The sequence below is a fragment of the Enterococcus sp. DIV0574 genome (assembly GCF_051711125.1).
Taxonomy (GTDB): domain Bacteria; phylum Bacillota; class Bacilli; order Lactobacillales; family Enterococcaceae; genus Enterococcus_D; species Enterococcus_D gallinarum.
Map to the genome: position 1 here is coordinate 2843691 of NZ_JBIOMA010000001.1, position 20643 is coordinate 2864333.

Below are 20643 nucleotides of genomic sequence, written 5' to 3' on the forward strand. Positions count from 1 at the left end.
ATTCCCCCTAGTCTTCCTTGCGTAACAATTTAAACTGGATAGCTGATACGATCATAATACAAACTCCCAATATAACCGCCATAGCTGAAGCAATACCAGCAATTGATTGTCCTGAACCAAAAGCATTTTGCTGAATATACATTAATAATACTCGTGTGGAATCGGCTGGCCCCCCACCTGTCAGCATCAATGGTTGTCCATAAATATTGAATTGAGCAATAGTTGTCATCACTAACGTATATAAAATTTGGCCTTTGATTGCAGGCAGTGTGATTTTCAGAAATTTTTGAATTGAATTGGCTCCATCAATATCTGCAGCTTCATAATAATCCTTGGGAATCCCGTTCAATGCAGCCTGATAGATAACCATATTTCCTCCAATTGTCCACCATACAGTCACAACAACGAGAGTCACCCATGCATATGGCTGTGTGCTAGTCCAAGGTATATTGGAATTCAACATAGTATTTATTGGTCCATAATTTACATTGAAAATCAATGTCCATATAATTACTACTGCTGAAATAGCAAAAAGGGATGGCATATAGAATATTGACTGAAAAATTTTCCCTAGTTTAGGTTTTGTATTTAGAGCTGCTGCCAATACTAATGGTACTGCTATACAAAAAGGAACTGAAAAAAGTACAAATTTAAAAGTGTTTAATAACCCTATACGCAACTGTCCATAGAAAGTGGAATCTTTTTGGAAAAATAATTCCTTATAATTGTCTAACCCTACAAAAGTCGGAACCCCAAATAAGTCCCAGTCAGTAAAAGATACATAGATACCAAAAATAACAGGAATTAAAAAGAAGATGGTAAATATAACTAGATGCGGCGCTATAAATAACCATGGTATTAATTTTTTCGTTTGATGGTGCTTTCCTTTACTTGAAGTAGTTATTGATTCACTATTCGTTGCCATCATAGTGTGTTTTTCCTTTCTTAAATAATTGGGATAAGAGAAAAGTTTTCTTAACTAATATTCTCTCGATAAGAGTATGTAAAGAAACCATTTCTACTTCATTACTTTTTTTAAAACAAAAACCGAACTATATAATTACATCATTGTTTCTTTTGATACGTTGCATTCAAGGAAATAAACAAGTCTGTAGTTTAAATATAGTCCGGATTTTGCACTCTATATCACAATTGCTTGTTATTAATTATTGGAATTGTCTTTGGCGATTTTATCTGCTACTTCTTTTTGCATACCTGATGCAAAGTCATCAACTGACATTTTTCCAAATATAACATCTAATGCATGAGCATCTAAGTACTCAGCTACAAAACCGTTATATTTGTAATCAAAAATTTTCAGTGTCGCTAGTTCCTCTGGTGTATTAACAAATAGGGATTGTTCCATATCTGTATATTCACTATTGTCTAACAGATCTAATGTCGCTGGGTTTTGTCCTGCTTTGGCCCATTCTAAAGAGTTGGTACGCACCCAATCCAAAAATTCCATTATTCCTTTTGTTTTCTCTTCAGAACGATCTTTATTTTTGAACATAACAAATTGATGAGAAGATGCCCAGTTTACTGCATTTGAAAGATCATTACTTAATTGAGGTGAGTTCGTCAAGCCCCATTCAAATTTTGCTTCTTTTACTTGATTACGCATCCAGATCCCTTCAGGAAAAAGAACCATCTTACCTGCTAAGAATAGTTGTGCTGGATCTTCACCATCTCGAGTAGTAATATTTTCCTTGTACATATCAGCATATCGCTGAATCGCCTTTTTCGTAGCATCTGTATCTAGAGTAGGTGCTGTACCATCTTGGCTTAGCTCCCCGCCTTCTTGCGCAAATAAAGATAAGAAGTTAGGTTTTGTCCATGTGATTCCTAATCCTCGAATATCATCATTTTCAGCTTTCTTACCAATTTCTTCTATTTCATCGAAAGTAATAATATTATCATCTAAAGCAGTTGGTAAATATTTATCCAATAATTCCTTATTATAGTAGATACCATAACTATGGATGTCTAATGGAACACTATACCGAGCACCATCAATTTCTCCTAGATTCCATGCTTCTGGAACATAATTTTCATCTTTTATATCGGGAAAATCTTTTAATACATCATCAAAAGTTACTAGCATGTCATTATCTTTATATTGTTTAATACGTTCCGCGTGAACAATATTTAAATCAGGGATATTTCTACCTGAATTAACAACAGTAGGAATTTTTGTATACATATCAGATTCTTTAAGTGAGACATTTTTTATTTTGAATTCCGGATCTGTTTTATTATATTCATCGACCATCTTTTTTAAATTTTCGCCATCAGCACCTACGAAAGGATTCCAAAAAGTAATTTCGTTCTTACTATTCCCAGCATTTGTTGAAGATGAATTTCCTCCACCGCATCCTGTCAATAATGTAAATCCTACACCAGCCATCAGTACCATTCCTGCTATTTTTTTCGTATTCATTTTTTCCCCTCCATTTTACTTTTAGGTTAAATATACTTTTATAAATACTTTTTTTAAAATTAACAAAAAAGTATTTATAGATATAAAACCCTTGTACAAACTTAAATTATCATTCCATGAAAGCGATGTCAATATTGTTATCAAACTATTTATCAAAAACAACTTTACAGTTAAACAGATATTGCATTATAATGAAAGCACTACTATTATATTTTACTTTTTAGTTAAAGGAGTCTGTATATAATGGAACTTGATCTCGAATTACATTCTTTGCCTGTTTATGAATCCTTAGCCAGTAAAACTCGTTTAAAGATGCTAAAGTACATTGGTAATAAAAAAAGAAGTATTGGTGAAATTTCGAAATATTTAGGAATGAGCAACGCTATCGTAACTCGACACGTACAACAGATGGAAGATGCAGGATTATTACATTCCGAGCGAGGCGTTGGCACCCACCGAAACAAAAAAATGGTGTACTTAAAAGTCGATGATATTCATGTTGTCTTTCCAGAAAAGGTTTATCAAGAATTCAAAATTCATCAAACGGAATTAAAAATTGGTCATTTTGTAGACTTTTCTATTTTACCAACTTGTGGTCTGGCAACTCCCCAAGAAGTCGTAGGAAAAGCAGATGACCCTAAATACTTTATGGATACCAAGCGTGTTGATGCTGCTTTGTTGTGGTTCAGCGAGGGATTTGTAGAATATAAAATTCCAAATTTGTTAACAGACGATGAAGATCCTAATATGTTAGAAATAAGTTTCGAAATCGCTTCAGAGTTTCCACTCTCAAATAATGTTTGGCCTAGTGACATCTCCATTTATGTTAATGACATATTGGTTGCTGTTTATACTGTGCCTGGAAATTTCTCTGATACTCGAGGTCGTTATACCCCTTCTTGGTGGAACAGCAATTTTAGTCAATATGGTTTATTGAAGCATGTACGGATCAATAAATTAGATACTGGAATTGATGGGGAAGCCTATTCTGATATTACTATTGATGATTTAGAACTCACTAAGCATCCATTTATTAAGCTTCGATTCTCAGTAGAGTCAAACGCTATCAATAAAGGAGGTATGACACTTTTTGGTAAAGGATTTGGAAATTACAATCAAGATATTCTCATCAATACGTATTATTTAGAGAAACAATCTTAGAATTAAATGTCTCCCACACAATTTCATAAAAAGAACACCAAAAAAAATCATTGATGATACGTTCCTTAAGCCTTTTTTGACTAAAAAGCAAATTTAAAGGACGTATCATCAATGACACAAGTATATTTTCATACGAGCGAAGATGTTCATAATTCATTGTAGAAAACAGCACTAATCAAACGAAAGATTTCTCAATACCACAGATGTTCTTGGACGATTTTATGATTTCTTTGCTGCAAAGCTTTTATACGAGCTTGCAATAACTTTTGTCTTCCTAATAAATTTCTTGTGTAAACAAGGCGACAATTTCTTTGTTTCCGCTTGATTTCTCGTAGAAAACTATTAGCAGCTTCTTTATTGCGCGCTAAATCCTTTGGAACAGTAAAGTAGCGATTATTAATTTCTACTAAATAACGAGTATCTTGCACCGGCTCTAACAGTTCCATTAGTGCCTCATTAAAAAAACGTTCTTCTTGGTACGTTCCATTTTTTATCCGTACAGTAAACTGATCTTCATTAAAATCAATGTAATAACTCCAAATCCAATTGTTGTAAGGTTTCAAATGTATATTGATAGACAAATTCTACTTTCAACGACTTATAAGTTGATTCAGCTGCGGCATTATCAAAAGGACAGCCTTTATGACTCAATGATCGATTGATGTCAAAAGTTGTTAATAATTCATCAATAGCTTGGTTATCAAACTCTTTTCCACGATCAGTATGAAAAATCTCAACCTCTGTCAGAGGTTGTTTGATACGGCTAAATGCTTTTTTTACTAGAACGGCATCTTTATGTTCTCCACAAGAATAGCCGAGAATTTCTCGATTGAACAGATCCAAAATGAAACAGACATAATTCCATTTTTTCCCGACTCGTACATAAGTCAAGTCTGTTACGATCGCTTCTAATGGGTTGTCTCTTAAGAATTTACGATTCAATACGTTTGTCGTTTTGGCTTCATTGCAAGTAGAATGATGTACTTTAAAATAAGCAACAGTATAGCTCGATTTTAATCCTCTATTTTTCATGATTGTACTAATTTTTCGTCGGCTGATCTGAATGCCTCGTTTTGATAAGGCTTTTTTTATTTTTCTTGAGCCGTAGGCCTTTCGGCTGCGGATAAATTCTTCAGCGACTACTTCTTCAAGTTCTGATTTGATTGCAAACTACTTAAAGAAAACAAACTCGGACTATTCGTTTTCTTCTCTTTGGTTTGAACATCAGCAATTATCCCCTCTTGATTGCCTATTTTAGCTTGTTTAGAAGAAACAAAAGCTAAAAAGCTCCTCTTGGGTTTTAAAACGCTGTGTGGGGCTTAGAACGCCCTTAAATGACCCTTGGTTTACTTTTATACTAGCTTCCACCTCGAAAAAAGGTTCTTTTTTAAAATTCTCTATGGCTTCCTGGCGCTGAAAAATAAGGTATAAGGTGGGCGTTTGAACACGTCCTAGGGAAAATGTACCTTGTACGCCCTTCTGTTGTAAATTTAACGTATACAAAGGGCTTGCGTTCATGCCGATCAACCAATCGGCAATTTGGCGTGTTTACACGGTAAAAAGTAGCCAACTTCAATACGTTTTTCCAATACTTCTTTTGCTTGTTTTGGATTACATACTTCTAATACCTCAAAATTTGTAGGGAAATCTAACCCTTTAGATTTAATTTTTTCTTTAAAATTAACTTGATACAATACACCAAATTCTCTTTCTTTGAGTTTCTCAATGAGTGCTTCTGTTGCCGCTTGGAATGATTTAGTTGTTTTAACTTCATACATAAAGTTCACTTATATTCCTCCATTTTTCATTTCATGTATATTTTGTGGAATCGACTTTTTTAGAATCTGCTTTGAATATTTTATCTATTAAAGCTTCTTTGATAATAGTGTCCATGATTTGGAATTCTTATTGGATAGAAATTTCTTTCTAGAACATGATTTCGTCGAAAGTTCTCATTGGTTGAGGATAGGCATGTTCAAAACAATCAGTCCGATATCCTTTTAATCCAGTTGCTGCACTATATAAAAAATTTCATCATAGTTTCGCCCTAGTCGTTCCAAAGATTCGATGACAAAAATATCCTTCTTCCTTAAAAAATGAAGTTCTTTTTGTAATTATTCTCGTGAGGTCTTCTTTTAACTACATAAAATTGTAACCACTGGTTTTAAGAGTAGTGTATCATCCCAAATCATATAATTAATTGACTGCGATTGTTATAAAACTCACGGTAAGCCATATAACTAGCAATAAACGAAGAAATCGCAGTAACTGAAATCAACATAAACATCACAACAATTTGGTAACGAATCGCTTGAACAGGATCAATTCCAGCAAAAATCAACCCTGACATCATACCTGGTAGGCTGACAAGTCCAACCGTTTTTGTTCGGTCAATAGAAGGAGCCATGCCCGTTTTGACGCTTTCTCTTACAATACTCATGGACGCTTGTTTTTTATTGGCTCCCAATGCCAATTTTTCCAATACCTGTTGGCGTTGGTCCGTAAATTTTGAATTCAAAGACCGATAGGTCACTCCAATCGCAGTCATGGCGTTGCTGGCAATCATGCCTGTAATTGGAACGATTTGGGAAGGGGACCAGTCAATGACTCCTGAAAAAACAAGAATGAGTAAGGACAAGGCTGTTCCTACTCCAATAGCCGTCGTTGAAATTTTAAAAGAGCGGTTGATCCCCTCACTGCGTGTATGGGCGTTATAAGAAGCGTTGAACACAATGAACAAAACCATCGCTAAAGTGAGAAAGTTGTTATCCACTCGTAATACGTAGCTCAATACATATCCAATAAGGAATAATTGAACGACAGCGCGAATTCCCGCAATAAAAATGTCGTTTCCTAATCCCAATTTCTCTTTGTAATCAATCAACAAGGCAACTATCAAGAGGACAGAGGATAAAAGCAAAGAAAGATTACTGATTTCCAAATTGTTTGTCATTTCGATTCCTCCATTTTTCCACCTTTGATAGTAATCAGACGAGAAGCTTGGTCGATTTCTTCCTGGTTGTGAGTGACGGCCAACACCGTAGTTTGTTGGTCTTTCATCATGTCTCGGACTAAATCAAGGACAATCGCTCTGTTTTCTTGGTCCAATGAACTGGTAACTTCATCCAGGAGCAACACTTTCGGTTGATACATCAAATTTCGGACCAATGCAACCCGTTGTTTTTCCCCTCCTGATAGTTCCTTGACCTCTTTCGATAAGTAAGTTTCAGGTATTTGAACTCGTTCTAATAATTTTTTTGCACGTTCCCGATCAAATCCTTCTTCTCTTATGCGGGCAGGAAAAGACAAGTTCTCTTGAACTGTCTCATCGAATAGAGAAGCGTTTTGAAAGAAATAAGAGACTTCTTTTCTATACTCCACAGGATCGATTTTTTGCAGATCCGTACCTCGATAATAAATTTTTCCGGAAGTTGGAGAAAGCAGCGTACCAATTAATTTCAAAAGGGTACTTTTTCCACTTCCAGAAGGACCAGAAAAAACAATCACTTCCCCTTTGTTTACTGTAAAAGAGATATCTTGAAGGATTTGGTTTCCGTTTGCCTGAAAACCAACCTTCTCTAATTGAAACAATGAATCACTCATACCACTTCTCTCCTTTATAAAAAAGCCCTGCACCAGTGGACCATCCATACGGGTGCTGGGCTTTTGTTTCATCCTAGTGTACCTCAGTGTTCGTTTGGATCGTTTTTGGCGTCTTCATGAGTAGGGTGAACCGTTCCTTTAAGGTGATCTGGACCAGCATAAATGGTATACAGTCTGAGCGGCTTATCACCGGTGTTTTCGATGTTGTGCCACATGTCCGCCGGAACAAATACGGCGTCATCATCCATCACTTTTTGTTGAACATGTAAGTTATCTTTAGAAGGCCCCATTTTACACACGCCTTCTCCTTCTTCAATACGGATAAATTGGTCAATGCCTTCGTGCACTTCCAAACCGATGTCATCGCCCGGTTGAATGGACATTACGGTGACTTGCAGTTTACTGCCTGTCCAAATGGTCGTCCGGTAATTATCATTTCCTGTGGTGGCGTCTTCAATATTAATGATATACGGCTTCTTCCCATGATCCTTGTAGTCTATTTCCATCTTCCATTCCTCCTAGTCTTTGTACTGAAACAATGATACCTACTTCTTATTTATAATAATTCTAATTAATGGTACCACATCTAAAATTCTATGCAAAAAAATTGGCTTTTTGGAGAGCGATTCTAAACAAAGACCATATAACGCGCAATTACAATTGGTACCCCTTAATCCTCAGCACATAAAGGAAAAAATATGGAATCAAAAAATAACCGATATGTACTCTGGTTATGACTTGAATCAGGGAGAATTTCAGAGACGACACATCATACTTTTTAGTTTACACTTGTAAACTAACTAGCGTACACTAAGCTTATGCTCACTATCAAGCGTTGTCAATCCTTTAGACTCTTATCAATTTCGAAAGAAAGTAGCAAGGTTATTGATTGTGACTGTAAAAGTGGGGTGTTCCTATAAGCACATTAAACTATCTTCTCTAATTTATCATGCTATTTAAATTCTGTTTTTTCATGAGAATTTTTGTCCAAAACTTGTTAAAATGATTTTAAAAAATACTTACATACACAATCCCCAAAAGACACTAATGTCATTTCAGTCAAAAAAGATACCGCAGAAAATTTCCACCTGAGATTCAATACGATATTACTCTCTTGACAGCCAGCTTAATTCCTTAGTTGAATAGATTATTAAAGTGCACAAAAAAACAATGCGGCGTTTGTTATATTTTCTGGTATAAGCGACGGTGCTATAAACTTTTTTGCAGATTAAAAATCATATGAATTTAACTCCAGTAATAAGAGATTAAGTGCCAATGCATAAATGGAGGCATGTCCAGCACTATGCGAATGCTAAAACATCAATAGTACAGGAAATCATGAAAAGAGCGAATAGTAATAATGCTTAAGGAGAGTGTCATGTTTTTTTGGTTTGTTATAGGAGGTTATATCAATGAAAAATACAGTAGATAATTTGTCGAAAAGTAAAGTTATTTTAATGTGCGGCCCTGCGGGAGCAGGTAAATCAACACTAGCAAAAAAATTTGAAAGTACCGGGATGACAATACTATCTTATGATGAAGAATCATTCAAACGAGGTTTGAATGAACATCCTTTACCTCAGGAGGTTTTAGAAGATATTAAAACCTATCTTGATGAAAAACTAATTTCACTTATCATGCAAAACATTGAAATGTTCTCGATTATTCATTTTGGTCTAGAGAAATGAGAAATGAATATATTTCATTATTAAAGAAATACGACATAGAACCCAAAATCTATTATATAAAGACACCTAAGGAAGTTGTTATGGAACGTATTCGAAAAAGAAACGGAAATCATCAAAATGATATCATATTGACGGAGCAAACAGCTTCCACTTATTATGATCATTTTCAACCCCCAACTGATGAAGAAGGTGAAGTTATAGTAGTCGAGGGATATTAATATTGTGGTTTTAGGCATGGAAATTGTACTAGATGATAAGTTTTGTCAAATTTTTTGAAAGATATACTTCCAACAAGGGGATACCAGCTTCAGGTGATATCATTATTGTCATCTCAGAGCAGGGGGTAGTATTGATTCAGCCGGAAGAATAAGTGGCGATGCAATGAAGACGATGAATGCATTATTGAAATTACAGGAAAAAAACTTACTGAAATACGTTATGTTTATTCTTTTGACAACTCTACTCAATAATGATTATGCAATTAGACACGTTATTTTTTATCATGAATGGATATGTTCCCGTCTACCGATAGTGCTAAAAACGCAGTGGATATGTTTCCGAGAACGAACATACTCAAATGACATTCATTCTGTCCTCTCAAGCCACATCGAGTTGGTGGGATTGATAACAAGGGTGGATAAGTAGAGGCTGGAAATGGCTTGATATAGCGGTATTTTGAGGATTTTGGAGAGTTGAGATTATTTCTTCTTCCATTTCTAAATCCAATGTTACTTGTTCTGATTCTGGTTCTGTTGGCTCATTTGGGATTAAATCCACTACTAGCGTTGAGTTAGTTAACTTTGCAATTTGTTCTAGTGTTTTTATGGTTGGATCTGATTTTCCTGATTCTATTCGTGAATAATTTGATCTACTCATTTCTAATTCTTGGGAGAATTTTTCTTTTGATTTGGTACCTCTCATCTTTTTTAAGTTTTCTCTAAATGCTAGTTCCAAGTTTCTCCCCCTGTTTATGTAAATATTTTGCACGTTTTCCATTTAATTATATCGTTACACCTTGTAAATCACAAGTGATTAATCACAAATCACTTGTGATTAGTGATTTTAGCTTTTATCTTAATTTATCAACTGTTTAGAATATTAAGTATGCTATACTAATTAACGGCAACTTGCCCCGTAAGGGGGTGCTATTCATGGAACAAATTATCTCGTTAGTTATCGCACCACTTTTAGTGGGTCTAATAATCACATTAGTTGATCATTGGTTAGATGATTAGACGATAGCAAGCAAGTTGCTGTCTAACTCACACGCTTGTATTCGCAACAAGTGCAAAGAAAAGCCCGACCTACTCGCAATAGGTTGGGCTTTTGTGCTATTCATTAGAACTTATCTCGTTTCGCACATTCATTATAGCATGATTTTAAAATGAAGCCAAGTTGCTGATTCTATCTGTTGTTATTGGTGTTGCCTAGAACGATTCTAAGCACATGTTTAATTTTAAAGTGGGCAATTTTATCTTTAAAATGTCCTACAATGATTCAATAAAAGCATGGCTGCTAGTGAAACTTGCGACCATGCTTTTAAATTTACTTAAATTCTCTTTTTAAAAATGATTCCTGATCCTAATACCATTAATGAACCTAGGACAGACAATGCAATATTTGCTGTTTCACCTGTTTTTGGTAAAACTTTCATTTTTCCGTCTAAACCTTTAACTGTAACTGTTCCGTCTTTTTGAACGTCTGCTCCAATTTCTTTAGCTTCAACTTTTTTTGTTGTTCCTATATTCAAAAATCATTTGACGATTAATTATTTTTTAGGTAGCGTATGTTTCAATAAACCAATTGAGTCTATCGTTAATAAGCTAAATAATCAGCCTATAGAATAGCAAGAATGGAAAAACTAACATGAAAAATTTTACGAAGAGTCAATTTTTTTGACTCATCTAAAATAATTTACATATTATCTCCACCAAAAAACATAGCTATTACCGGCATAACGATAAGGAAGATTGGAATTAAGAAAATTCCTGTAAGCCAAAACTTCTTTGATTTTTTATAAATTCCATAAATAATTATGGCTAAGGGTATAAACCAAACTGCAAAAAAATAAATTGTGTATGAGAGCATAAGTCTCTTCCTCCTTTTAAACAAAGGTATCATGACAAAAAATTTAACTCTATAAGAATTTCAATTCTTTAAACCTTTTTAATAAAAAATAGTGTTTAAAAAAATACTTATTAGATACTTTATCTCATTTTTATAATTTTTACAAACACTCTTAATATTGAACTTAATTAGACAATTCTAGTAGAAAAGTATCTTTCATGCAGCACTATTCAAACAATTTTCGCAACTTCTTTTTTTATCTTCATTTCTTCATTGTGTAAAGGGCCACGATAAAATGTAGGAAAAGGGCCATCGAAAATGTAGGTTAGATTTAAAATCTGATATTCTTTTTCATGAAACCATTCAAGGAGAGTGACTCATGCGAAAAGATGTCTTAGAAGGAGTCTTACGACACATTATGAACGATATTCAACCTAACTATGCAGCCATGGCCAAGCAATATAATTGTGATTACCGAACAGTCAAGCGTTACTATGAAGCTGGAACTAAATGGGAAGTAGAACAGATCAAAAAGAGACAATCTTCTGCTCCTCTTTTATTAAGCGGTTTTGAAGAAATTATTAAAGATAAAATGGAGTTAAGCTGTTCCGCTTCTTCAATTTATTATTTTATTAAGAAAAAAGGATATCAAGGTGGCTATACCACCGTCAAACGATATTGTCGGAACTATCGAGAAAAGCGTGTAAAAAAAGCAACCATTCGAATTGAAACGACGCCAGGTCTTTCTGCTCAAGTCGATTGGAAAGAAAATATTAAGATGGTGAGTAAACATGGTGAAGTCTTTTACTTCAATCTTTTTCTATATATTCTAGGCTATTCTCGCATGAAATACTTAGAGGTAACCTTTGATCGAACCCAAGCGAATGTCTTCAATTGTTTGGTCAATGCGTTTGAGTACTGCGGGAATGGTGTTCCTCAAGAAATTTGGTTTGACAATATGAAAACAGTTGTTGATAGAAGTAAAAGCCAATTTAGTCAAACCGTTTTTAACGAAAAATTTCGTCAATTTGCTAAAGATGCTGGATTCAATCCGATTGCTTGTCGCCCTTTTCGTCCACAAACCAAAGGCAAAGTTGAAGCTTTAGCTCGTACTGTTAACCGCTTAATGGTCTTTAACTACGAGTTTGAAAATGAGCAGGAGCTAAAACGAATCGTCTATGAGTTTATGAATGACTTAAATAATGAACGTTCTCAAGCAGTGAATAATCATCCCTCTAAGCTTCTTATAGATGAACAATCGGTGTTGCGTCCTTTCAATCGTTTAGAATTAGTCAGATATGTTTCTAGAACCCAACACGTAATTAGAAAAGTTTCCATTGAATCCATGGTCCAATATCAAAACTCAAAGTATTCTGTTCCCGTGAAATATATTGGTAAAGAGGTAACTTTAGATGTCCGTAAGGACAGTCTATTCATTTGGTATGGCCATCAATGTATTCGCTCGCACCCATTAAGCAAAAAAACCTTAAATTATCAACGTGATGACTCTCTTGAGATTCTTCGATCTGATGTCTTCAAATACTTAGAAGACGAAGAGTTGGAGCGCTTTGTAGAAGAAAATTTAGATGCTTACGATGAATTATAAGGAGGCTCATATGTCAAATTACCATCAGTTATTAAATCAATTATCAGATTTAAATCTTACCTGTATCAAAGAAATTTTACCTGCCCATTTAGATGAAGTAGCTAAAAATGAACAATCTCTAGTTGATTCTTTATTTGAATTAACACATCAAGAAATTAGCTATCGTAGAAAGGAGACCCAAAGAAAAATTTTAAAACGGGCAATGTTTCCCTATCATAAACGCCTTCATGATTTTAACTTTGATTTTCAACCCAAAATCAAAAAAAGTGAAATTCAAGATTTAGTGACATTACGCTTTTTAGACACGTATGACAACCTTTTATTCATTGGAAATAGCGGTGTTGGAAAAACCCATTTAGCCGTTTCAATTGGTTTAGAGTGTATTGATAGAGGGCAGAGCTGTTTATTTATCACTAGTACAGAACTGGTTAATCGACTTATCCGGGCACATAAACGTGGGACAAGTGATACCATGCTCAAAAAATATGCGAGCTATTCTGTATTAATTATTGATGAAGTCGGGTATCTCCCCTTCTCAAAAGAAGGATCTAACTTACTGTTTCAACTAATTAATATGCGATACGAAAGAAAATCAACGATTATTACAACGAATATTCCTCTGTCTCAATGGTCCGAAATTTTTGGTAATAAGAAATTGACTAATGCTTTATTGGACCGATTGGTCCATCATTCTAAAATTATTCAAATTACAGGACCTTCCTATCGAATGAAAAGTTATAGTGAAACGAAAGGAAAAGAAACGAAACGATAAAGAGAAAACTACCTACAATTTCAATGGCCCAAAACCAACATTTTATTATGGCCCTTGACAACTGGCAAACCATACAACTTTTAAACAACTGGCAACAACGTCAAAAAAAGGAGCTTTCTATACTAGGTTTAAGCCATCAGAGTAATAAGCAACTAGTCTTCCCCAATCGTTCAAATAACTTTTGTCGTCCTAGTCAACCAAATGATTGGTATGATATGATCGCTAATAAATATAAACTTGAAAAACGGATAACTCTTCATGAATTTAGAAAAACTCACGTTTCCTTGTGCGCAATGGCAGATATGAAACTAGAGGATATTATGTATCGTGTTGGACATAGAGATTCAAAAATGACAAAACAAGTCTACAACTATTTTTATCCAGAACGAGAAGAACGAAGTGCTGATAAATTTGCTCAATTTATTGAGCAAGAAAAAGATTTGTTTTAATCATTTTCATAAATTTTGGATACAAAATAGGCTAGTATCACTGAACAAAGTAATACTAGCCTAATTGTCTCATCAAATTTCTACCAACTCAACGAAAACAAACTACCAAAATGGTATGCTTACCTATTTTTCTTTTGATGCACTAACTTATTGCTTGTAGTAAACTAGTTAAAACAAAAAACATTTCAAGGAGTGATTTAATGTCCCAATTGAATCAAACATACGAAAATTATTTACAACAACCAGAAGCGTTATCTTTTACTGAAATGACCACTATCTATCAAGAAATATTGAAAAATGCTGATATGAATGATAATGATTTTATCGAAATTTGGGAAGAGTTGATGGGTGCTGCTATTCGTTATACAGTCATTCGTGCAGAATGGCATCAATTTTCTAAGGAACAAAAACTGGCAAAAGATTCCGAACGAACGAATATTCACAATACCATTATCGACCATTTCATCCTATTGGAACGCATCTTTCAATTAAACCATTGGGACAGTCATTCTTGGACATCACGCTTATTCTTACAAGAAGAACAAGAACAACGTACAAGAAGTGATGTGAATGACCACCGACAACGGATTGGCGATTTCGCGAATTATTTGGTGTTTGTTTCAGCGGTTAATGGACGATAGATATGAAAGTCACGATTTGATAAATTCTCATCATAGTAGATTATCAATATTTTTTTCTAACGTCTACTATGATGGGAGCATATCATTTGATTATCAGTTCTTATACATTTTCTTTAATAGCTTTTTACGTCTGTTTTTTATTTGTTCCATCATTAAATTCTCCGTCAGAGGAGATATTTGATCAAATTTCTTTTGACATCTTCTAGCATAGGAAATGAAGTTTCCAAATTTACTCCCTTTACTATCCCTTACACCCACATCAAAAAAATATCTATAAATATGCCTTTTACCAATTAGATAACTCGAGTTCTCAAATTCCCCTACATCAACTAAGCTTGGCTCACCTAGGGCTTTGCTTGCAAATGTAAGTTCAACAGGTGTCTCATCTAACACATATCCTCTAGGCGCTTTTGTCTCAATAAATTGATAATCTCCTGGTGCCAGATTTTTTACCAATACAACCCCCTTATCATCCGATACAAGATTTTGTATAACCGTTTTTCCTTCTTTATCGATGAGCTTGAATTTTGCGCCAGGCAATGGGTTTTCTTTACTATCTGTTTTCACCAATTGTGCTGATTCTTGATAATTCACAAAACCTTCACTTGCAATACCTACTTCAGGTTGTCCCTCTGTTGAGTCATTTATAGTGAAATCTTTAACCGATAGATAATTGGCTACTTTTGACTAGTGCCATGATTGACATGGTATTGGAAAGATATTCAACATATACTAACAAAAACAGAAAACGATTATTTAACTGAATTTCTGATTACAATTTCATGTTTTACAATCTTAGATTCTACGTTTCCGCCTTTTTCAACAAGTTGAATCAACATGTCAATTGCCTCACTCCCCATTTCATGAAAAGGTTGAGATACTGTTGTTAAAGCTGGTGTACTCATTCTTGCTGTTAATGAATTATCATAGCCGATCACTGACAATTCCTCAGGAATTTTAATCCCAGCTTCAGAACAAGCTGACATGACACCCAATGCTGTTTCATCACTGGCACTAACAATTCCATCATAGCAAACACCCGATTGAATAATTTCCTCCATATTCTTCTTTCCAGAATCAAAACCATAATCTCCAAAATAAATATCTGTATCAGAATAAATCAATTGATGATGGATCAACGTTTTTTTAAATCCTTTTATCCGTGCCTTCCCTGCGATACGATCAGATGGATTTACACCAATCAGAGCTAGTTTTTGACTTCCACGCTTGATTAAATATGAAGTAGCATCGGCAATCGCCTGTTCATCATTGACTTTAACAAACGGAATATCCCCCTTCACCGTATCTGCAGAAAGCAACACACAAGGAATATTGTGTTTTTTAATTAAATGGATCTCATCATTTGATAAATCTACAGAAAAAATGATAAACCCGTCAACATTTCTCTCCTTCATAAGCGTGATGCTTTCTTTCATCCTAGACCCATCTACGCCTGCATGTGTCAAAATAACGTTATAGCCTCTTTGATAGGCTTCATCTTCAATCCCGCTAATAATATCACCATAAAAAGTAGTAGCATACTGCGGCATAATAATACCTAACAAATTTGACTTTCTACTCACCAATGATACAGCAGATTTATTCTGACTATAGCCCAACTCATGAGTAATAGCTAAAATTTTTTGTTTTGTTTCCTCGCTGTATCCACCAAGACCATTAATAACTCGTGAAACTGTAGCTATCGAGACATTCGCTCTCTTGGCAATGTCTTTAATTGTATATTGCATAGAAACCTCCTGAGTAAACGCTTACGTTGTTAGCTCTAGTATTACACAAATATGAGGGAAATGCGAGAGGTTTTAGTATAAAAAAAGAACCTCGCGCCTTCATTAGTGAAATAAATGAAGCACACGGGTTCACAATAAATTTTCTTGTTCAACGTTTGAACATGCGCCTTCTGCGGGTTGATCTTCTGTCGTTCATCCTTTTTGCTTAAAGTAAAGCATGTCCCAATACTCTAACGAGGGAACAGTGATCGTAACGAAATTTCCTTGCGCATCATGTCCATATTCCATATCCAGTTCTTTAGAAACGGAATTATATCTCGGATCTGGGGAAGTGAGCCAAGCACTTTCAAATGTGTCATTCGTATAATATTTCACTGTCAAATCTTCAACAATAGTAGGTGTTTCTTTCTCTCCTTGATTTGCTCGCCAATCATTATCAGAAACGCCAAGTAAATTGATCATTTGAATCGTATCGAATCCATTACCAGACTTACTATATGCCCAGATTGTATTAGGCTGTCCATCGCTCGATTGATTTTGATCGACAAATTCAATCTGATGCCCATTATCTTCTAATCCATCCCGCAAAAGATTTTGATAAGCAACAATAAAATTTTGCAGCGCTTTTTGACGTACTTTGTGTTCATCTGACATATATAAATTATGCTTGGGAAAATATTCATTCGATAGCATTTCGTCGCCATCACCTAATTCAATACGTGAACCTCCTGCAGCATATACTGCCGCATCTGTTAATAAAACTGCAGACATATTAAAAGGTTCACTCACCACACTCTCAGCATAATCGTATTCCATATATGCTGGAATGATCAGAGATTTCCCATCACTTTGGTCTCGAGAATTATCGATGACGTTCTTTAGACTTTGATAAGTATTGTACTGCTCTCCATCACTTGTTGTATCCCAAGGCCAGATTTCTGCATATAGGACATCCACAGCAGAGGCATTTACCTGTTCGATACCTTGAGCACCTACAGGATTAAATGATAGATAATAGCTATCAAGCTTCTCTTTGGCAATATCCAAGAATTCTTTATACCCATCCTTCACATAAATACCTTGTGTCTCATCACCAATCATATCATGAGTCCACATTTTTCCCCATTCACCCACTGTATCTCCATGCCAACCATCAAATCCCATCACTTGTAGAGCTTCTAAATTTTTTTGAATAATATAGTTTTGCCATTCTGGATTTTGAATATCAAAGAAAAAGAGATTGGATTGACCTGTAGGACTTGCACCCATTGAGAATGTAAATCGATCACCTTTATTTTTACCAGCTTCATGATCTTCTGCATACCACAGCCCCCACTCTTCTTTGATACCATATTGAGCATAATTATTTGTCGCAGCATAAATCATATTATAGGACATATTTGTCATCCCTCTTGCTTTTGCTTCAGCTATGTAGCTTTTGATGGTCTCTCCACTAATCTTGCGACCAGCCCAATCTTGCCACTCCATTGTTCCATCTTCAGGAATTAATTGATGATGCAGGTATTTCCAATCATAGTATTCAATCCCATTTAATTGCCAGTCGTTCATTTGCTCAATCACTGCTTCAGTGTCTATATCCTTATCGAAATTTGTCAAAAAGCCATATCTAGGAAACTTCGTCCATGTGCTTGACACATCTGCTGCTGTATTCATGTGTCGAATAGCGTGACCCTCTGAATCGAGTATGTCCAATTCAAATAAATAGCCTTTAAAGTCTTCGTTTGGTGCAGTCCATTCAATTTCCTCTTGAATGCTCCCTTCTGATGTCGTTTCCCAAACGCCTTCAATCGTATCGATTGTTTCGTTCAAGTATTTCACGTTGACAAGATACTTGCCTTTAGATGTTTCTAGAGAATTTGAACTTGTCGATAACGCCAAGATGATGGTTTCCCCGGGATCATACATAGATTTATCTACTGAAAACTTTAATGTTGCATCATATTGAATGCCCACCATCTCCTCTTGCAATTTTTTGTTCATATAAGCACTACCAAAAATAAAAACGAAAAGAAAGGCAATGATAATAATCGAAACAGTCCAGCTTTTTTGTGTATCTTTTTTTGTTGCAAGAACTTTTCTATTATTTTTTTCTCTTATTTTCGTCATATTTACTCCTTTTCTAAATATTTCAGTCACTAAGTAAATCAGCTTATTTCTAAGACAACAGCTTCATAGGGGTCCAAATAGAGCATACCTTTTGTATATTCTTTCTTCGTATAATTCTGAATCAAAACTGATTTTGGCTCTTCCTTTAGATCAAAAGTAGTTGTCTTTTCTTGAAAATTAGTAATGATCAACCATTTTTGCTCATCTAGCACACGGCAATAAGCAAAAATATTTTCGTCTTCGGTATCAACCAAATTATAAGTTCCCCAAACTACAATTGGATGTTCATGTCGCAATTGGATTAATTTTTTATATGTGTAGAAAAGGGAATCTTTTTCCTCAAGAGCTTTCTCCACATTGATTTCAGGATAATTAGGATTTATATGTAGCCAAGGTTTATTCGAGGTAAATCCTGCATTTTTTGAATCATTCCACTGCATCGGTGTCCTTGCGTTATCTCTCCCTTTTGCATTGATCGAGTCCAAAATATCCTCTTTTGCATAACCCTGCGACAAGCGGACATTGTACATATTGATACTCTCAATGTCATCGACTTCTTCAATGGTTTCAACCGGATAATTGATCATACCGATTTCTTCTCCCTGATAAATATACGGGGTTCCCTTTAATAAATGCAGCAAAATTGCAAACATTTTTCCACTTTGGACGCGAAACTCTTTATCATTCCCCCAGCGAGAAATGATTCTTGGTAAATCATGGTTATTCCAAAATAAACTATTCCATCCCTCGGAAGCCAGCTCTGTTTGCCACTTGGAAAAAACGTCCTTTAGTGCTGGAATAGACAGGTCGATTAAATCCCACTTTTCTTTTCCTGGTTGCTGATCAAGACCGGAATGCTCAAATTGGAAAACCATTGACAGTTCATTACGATTGGGTTTGGAATATAATTTAGCAATTTCTGGTGTTGCTCCCCAAGTCTCTCCAACCGTCATAAGATCTTTGTTGCCAAATGTAGCTCGATTCATTTCTTGCAAGTATTCATGCAGTTTAGGCCCATTCCCTGTTATCTTTTTGAATGGTTGTTTACCAACTAAATCAATAACGTCCATTCGGAATCCGCCAATCCCTTTTTCAATCCAAAAATTCATCATGTCATAAACAGACTGTCTTACTTCTTGATTCTCCCAGTTTAAATCCGGCTGTTTTTTACTGAATAAGTGTAAATAATACTGTCCCGTTAATTCACTATATTCCCAAGCTGGACCAGAAAATGTTGAACCTAAATCATTGGGCGGATTCCCTTGTGAATCAGGATCTGACCAAATGTAAAAATCTCTATATTGATTGTCTCTTGACTGTCTTGCCTCAACAAACCAGGGATGTTCATCACTGGTATGATTAACAACCAAGTCCATAACGATTCGGATATTCCGCTTCATAGCTTCTGCAATCAGAATTTCCATGTCTTCCATTGTTCCGAATTCGTCCATTATCTCTTGATAATCTGAAATGTCATAACCATTATCATCATTTGGCGATTTATAGACAGGACTTAACCATATCGCATCAATGCCTAAATACGCCAAGTAATCCAATCGTTGGATAATCCCTTTTAAATCACCTATGCCATCCCCGTTACTATCTTGAAAACTACGAGGATACACCTGATATACGACTGCTTTTTGCCACCATGAACTCATATTGAATCTCCTTTTACATTTCATACTTTTTAAATACACTTAACATTAAAAATGATTTTAAGAATACAAGAAAACTACACCCAATAAAAATGCTCAGATACAACACAAAAACAAATGCAATTGGGGAGGTCACTATCAAAAATAGCAAGAACAATGTGATAACTGATAACAAAAAGCTCACCCGCATATTTGCTAAGACAAGCCTCATAGAGTTCATGAAAACAAGCTTAGCCGAATCTTTAAAGCGTGCAATATAACCATACGTATATTGACTACTTAACACAAGGACAAGACCCACGATAGATACCCCAAGCAAGCCAATGAGATTTTGCTGATCCAAATGGATCATATAATTCAAATCGACAACCACAACGAAAAAAACAATAGATTGCATGATACTAAAACCAATAGCTTGTTTGAAATTTCGTTTATATGCCAAAATAAAGTTTTCAATAACACGTGTATCATTGTTTTCATGCAACTTAAAGCAAACGGCATAAGCTGCGCTGGTTGCAACACCAATTGTTACAATTGGGATACTCCCTATTAAAATACATAAATTGAGAACGAACAGACTCCACAACTTCATCAAAAGGTTATAGACGGGTCCATCTATTCGAAAAAAAGAATTCATAGGTTTACTTCCCTTCTTCTTAGGTTCTTATCGAATCCATTGACTT

At 35.1% G+C, this 20643-nt stretch carries 21 protein-coding genes and 3 pseudogenes; 8 read left to right on the forward strand and 16 right to left on the reverse strand.

The genetic code is table 11. From position 1 onward, the window contains the following. Nucleotides 1-7: 7 nt before the first annotated feature. Nucleotides 8-928, reverse strand: a complete 921-nt coding sequence (locus IGJ45_RS13615) for a carbohydrate ABC transporter permease (RefSeq protein ID WP_051661444.1) — start codon at nt 926-928, stop codon at nt 8-10. A 234-nt stretch (nt 929-1162) separates the two neighbouring features. Next, nucleotides 1163-2440, reverse strand: coding sequence for an extracellular solute-binding protein (locus IGJ45_RS13620; protein ID WP_096711202.1), 1278 nt, complete (start codon nt 2438-2440; stop codon nt 1163-1165). 243 nt (nt 2441-2683) lie between these two features. On the opposite strand from IGJ45_RS13620, the gene IGJ45_RS13625 reads away from it, so the two are divergent. Beyond that, on the forward strand, nt 2684-3601 hold the full coding sequence (locus tag IGJ45_RS13625; protein ID WP_096711203.1) for an ArsR/SmtB family transcription factor: 918 nt from the start codon (nt 2684-2686) through the stop codon (nt 3599-3601). Between the two features lie 191 nt (nt 3602-3792). Here the strand turns inward: IGJ45_RS13625 and IGJ45_RS13630 are convergent, their stop codons facing one another. The 7 genes and pseudogenes from IGJ45_RS13630 to IGJ45_RS13660 form a co-directional block, all read right to left on the reverse strand. Further along, complete coding sequence (locus IGJ45_RS13630; RefSeq protein ID WP_029486376.1) at nt 3793-4047, reverse strand: hypothetical protein; 255 nt, start codon at nt 4045-4047, stop codon at nt 3793-3795. Nucleotides 4048-4132: 85 nt separating this feature from the next. Further along, nucleotides 4133-4762 (reverse strand): annotated as a pseudogene (locus tag IGJ45_RS13635) (IS3-like element IS1485 family transposase); the annotation flags it as partial. After that, nucleotides 4753-5140: pseudogene (locus IGJ45_RS13640) on the reverse strand (DNA topoisomerase); the annotation flags it as partial. The pseudogenes IGJ45_RS13635 and IGJ45_RS13640, both read right to left, overlap by 10 nt. Continuing rightward, the gene (locus IGJ45_RS13645; RefSeq protein ID WP_231455875.1) at nt 5125-5379 is read right to left on the reverse strand and encodes a DUF302 domain-containing protein; all 255 of its coding nucleotides are present in this window, start codon (nt 5377-5379) and stop codon (nt 5125-5127) included. The pseudogene IGJ45_RS13640 and the gene IGJ45_RS13645, both read right to left, overlap by 16 nt. A gap of 410 nt (nt 5380-5789) precedes the next feature. Continuing rightward, nucleotides 5790-6554: an ABC transporter permease gene (locus IGJ45_RS13650; protein WP_002318452.1), complete on the reverse strand. Its 765-nt coding sequence runs from the start codon at nt 6552-6554 to the stop codon at nt 5790-5792. Then, nucleotides 6551-7204: an ABC transporter ATP-binding protein gene (locus IGJ45_RS13655; RefSeq protein ID WP_002307505.1), complete on the reverse strand. Its 654-nt coding sequence runs from the start codon at nt 7202-7204 to the stop codon at nt 6551-6553. Before IGJ45_RS13655 ends, IGJ45_RS13650 begins: the two co-directional genes overlap by 4 nt. 83 nt (nt 7205-7287) lie before the next feature. Next, nucleotides 7288-7710: a cupin domain-containing protein gene (locus IGJ45_RS13660; protein WP_096711114.1), complete on the reverse strand. Its 423-nt coding sequence runs from the start codon at nt 7708-7710 to the stop codon at nt 7288-7290. A 906-nt stretch (nt 7711-8616) separates the two neighbouring features. Here IGJ45_RS13660 and IGJ45_RS13665 point away from each other — a divergent pair. Together IGJ45_RS13665 and IGJ45_RS13670 are read left to right on the forward strand one after the other, a co-directional pair. Further along, entirely contained in the window at nt 8617-8892 is a 276-nt protein-coding gene (locus IGJ45_RS13665) for an AAA family ATPase (protein WP_438768692.1), read from the forward strand. Further along, nucleotides 8889-9110: an ATP-binding protein gene (locus IGJ45_RS13670; RefSeq protein ID WP_242624585.1), complete on the forward strand. Its 222-nt coding sequence runs from the start codon at nt 8889-8891 to the stop codon at nt 9108-9110. The genes IGJ45_RS13665 and IGJ45_RS13670 overlap by 4 nt, the downstream gene beginning before the upstream one ends. 379 nt (nt 9111-9489) lie before the next feature. Here IGJ45_RS13670 and IGJ45_RS13675 read toward each other — a convergent pair whose 3' ends face one another. Continuing rightward, a complete protein-coding gene (locus IGJ45_RS13675) occupies nt 9490-9846 on the reverse strand; it encodes a helix-turn-helix transcriptional regulator (protein ID WP_021150498.1) in 357 nt (118 codons plus the stop codon). Nucleotides 9847-10043: 197 nt separating this feature from the next. Between IGJ45_RS13675 and IGJ45_RS13680 the strand changes: the two genes are divergently transcribed. Further along, nucleotides 10044-10127 carry a type I toxin-antitoxin system Fst family toxin gene (locus IGJ45_RS13680; RefSeq protein WP_071869432.1) on the forward strand — a complete coding sequence of 28 codons (84 nt, stop codon included), beginning with the start codon at nt 10044-10046 and terminating at the stop codon, nt 10125-10127. Nucleotides 10128-10441: 314 nt separating this feature from the next. Here the strand turns inward: IGJ45_RS13680 and IGJ45_RS13685 are convergent, their stop codons facing one another. Further along, on the reverse strand, nt 10442-10642 hold the full coding sequence (locus tag IGJ45_RS13685) for an LPXTG cell wall anchor domain-containing protein (RefSeq protein ID WP_002337566.1): 201 nt from the start codon (nt 10640-10642) through the stop codon (nt 10442-10444). Nucleotides 10643-11338: 696 nt separating this feature from the next. Between IGJ45_RS13685 and istA the strand changes: the two genes are divergently transcribed. The 4 genes and pseudogenes from istA (at nt 11339) to IGJ45_RS13705 (ending at nt 14427) form a co-directional block, all read left to right on the forward strand. Next, on the forward strand, nt 11339-12565 hold the full coding sequence (istA, locus tag IGJ45_RS13690) for an IS21 family transposase (protein WP_086268987.1): 1227 nt from the start codon (nt 11339-11341) through the stop codon (nt 12563-12565). A gap of 10 nt (nt 12566-12575) precedes the next feature. Beyond that, entirely contained in the window at nt 12576-13337 is a 762-nt protein-coding gene (gene istB / locus IGJ45_RS13695) for an IS21-like element helper ATPase IstB (protein WP_003129321.1), read from the forward strand. A gap of 65 nt (nt 13338-13402) precedes the next feature. Next, nucleotides 13403-13786: pseudogene (locus tag IGJ45_RS13700) on the forward strand (tyrosine-type recombinase/integrase); the annotation flags it as partial. 200 nt (nt 13787-13986) lie between these two features. Then, complete coding sequence (locus tag IGJ45_RS13705) at nt 13987-14427, forward strand: hypothetical protein (RefSeq protein ID WP_086268986.1); 441 nt, start codon at nt 13987-13989, stop codon at nt 14425-14427. Between the two features lie 93 nt (nt 14428-14520). Here the strand turns inward: IGJ45_RS13705 and IGJ45_RS13710 are convergent, their stop codons facing one another. The 5 genes from IGJ45_RS13710 to IGJ45_RS13730 form a co-directional block, all read right to left on the reverse strand. Beyond that, nucleotides 14521-15021, reverse strand: a complete 501-nt coding sequence (locus tag IGJ45_RS13710) for an MSCRAMM family protein (RefSeq protein WP_005470270.1) — start codon at nt 15019-15021, stop codon at nt 14521-14523. A 158-nt stretch (nt 15022-15179) separates the two neighbouring features. After that, entirely contained in the window at nt 15180-16175 is a 996-nt protein-coding gene (locus IGJ45_RS13715) for a LacI family DNA-binding transcriptional regulator (RefSeq protein WP_005470268.1), read from the reverse strand. Nucleotides 16176-16367: 192 nt separating this feature from the next. Then, on the reverse strand, nt 16368-18302 hold the full coding sequence (locus IGJ45_RS13720; protein ID WP_117474738.1) for a glycoside hydrolase family 66 protein: 1935 nt from the start codon (nt 18300-18302) through the stop codon (nt 16368-16370). A gap of 38 nt (nt 18303-18340) precedes the next feature. Then, a complete protein-coding gene (locus IGJ45_RS13725; RefSeq protein WP_086268985.1) occupies nt 18341-19963 on the reverse strand; it encodes a glycoside hydrolase family 13 protein in 1623 nt (540 codons plus the stop codon). Nucleotides 19964-19976: 13 nt separating this feature from the next. Continuing rightward, a complete protein-coding gene (locus IGJ45_RS13730; protein WP_005470262.1) occupies nt 19977-20597 on the reverse strand; it encodes a YesL family protein in 621 nt (206 codons plus the stop codon). Nucleotides 20598-20643: the final 46 nt, after the last annotated feature.

Bases quoted from the DNA above. Each gene is read 5' to 3' on its own strand.
- IGJ45_RS13720 (WP_117474738.1), bottom strand. From the start codon at position 18,302: ATGACGAAAATAAGAGAAAAAAATAATAGAAAAGTTCTTGCAACAAAA.
- IGJ45_RS13665 (WP_438768692.1), top strand. From the start codon at position 8,617: ATGAAAAATACAGTAGATAATTTGTCGAAAAGTAAAGTTATTTTAATG.
- IGJ45_RS13730 (WP_005470262.1), bottom strand. From the start codon at position 20,597: ATGAATTCTTTTTTTCGAATAGATGGACCCGTCTATAACCTTTTGATG.
- istA (WP_086268987.1), top strand. From the start codon at position 11,339: ATGCGAAAAGATGTCTTAGAAGGAGTCTTACGACACATTATGAACGAT.
- IGJ45_RS13620 (WP_096711202.1), bottom strand. From the start codon at position 2,440: ATGAATACGAAAAAAATAGCAGGAATGGTACTGATGGCTGGTGTAGGA.
- IGJ45_RS13645 (WP_231455875.1), bottom strand. From the start codon at position 5,379: ATGTATGAAGTTAAAACAACTAAATCATTCCAAGCGGCAACAGAAGCA.
- IGJ45_RS13715 (WP_005470268.1), bottom strand. From the start codon at position 16,175: ATGCAATATACAATTAAAGACATTGCCAAGAGAGCGAATGTCTCGATA.
- IGJ45_RS13725 (WP_086268985.1), bottom strand. From the start codon at position 19,963: ATGAGTTCATGGTGGCAAAAAGCAGTCGTATATCAGGTGTATCCTCGT.
- IGJ45_RS13630 (WP_029486376.1), bottom strand. From the start codon at position 4,047: ATGGAACTGTTAGAGCCGGTGCAAGATACTCGTTATTTAGTAGAAATT.
- istB (WP_003129321.1), top strand. From the start codon at position 12,576: ATGTCAAATTACCATCAGTTATTAAATCAATTATCAGATTTAAATCTT.
- IGJ45_RS13660 (WP_096711114.1), bottom strand. From the start codon at position 7,710: ATGGAAATAGACTACAAGGATCATGGGAAGAAGCCGTATATCATTAAT.
- IGJ45_RS13670 (WP_242624585.1), top strand. From the start codon at position 8,889: ATGAGAAATGAATATATTTCATTATTAAAGAAATACGACATAGAACCC.
- IGJ45_RS13655 (WP_002307505.1), bottom strand. From the start codon at position 7,204: ATGAGTGATTCATTGTTTCAATTAGAGAAGGTTGGTTTTCAGGCAAAC.
- IGJ45_RS13680 (WP_071869432.1), top strand. From the start codon at position 10,044: ATGGAACAAATTATCTCGTTAGTTATCGCACCACTTTTAGTGGGTCTA.
- IGJ45_RS13615 (WP_051661444.1), bottom strand. From the start codon at position 928: ATGATGGCAACGAATAGTGAATCAATAACTACTTCAAGTAAAGGAAAG.
- IGJ45_RS13650 (WP_002318452.1), bottom strand. From the start codon at position 6,554: ATGACAAACAATTTGGAAATCAGTAATCTTTCTTTGCTTTTATCCTCT.
- IGJ45_RS13625 (WP_096711203.1), top strand. From the start codon at position 2,684: ATGGAACTTGATCTCGAATTACATTCTTTGCCTGTTTATGAATCCTTA.
- IGJ45_RS13705 (WP_086268986.1), top strand. From the start codon at position 13,987: ATGTCCCAATTGAATCAAACATACGAAAATTATTTACAACAACCAGAA.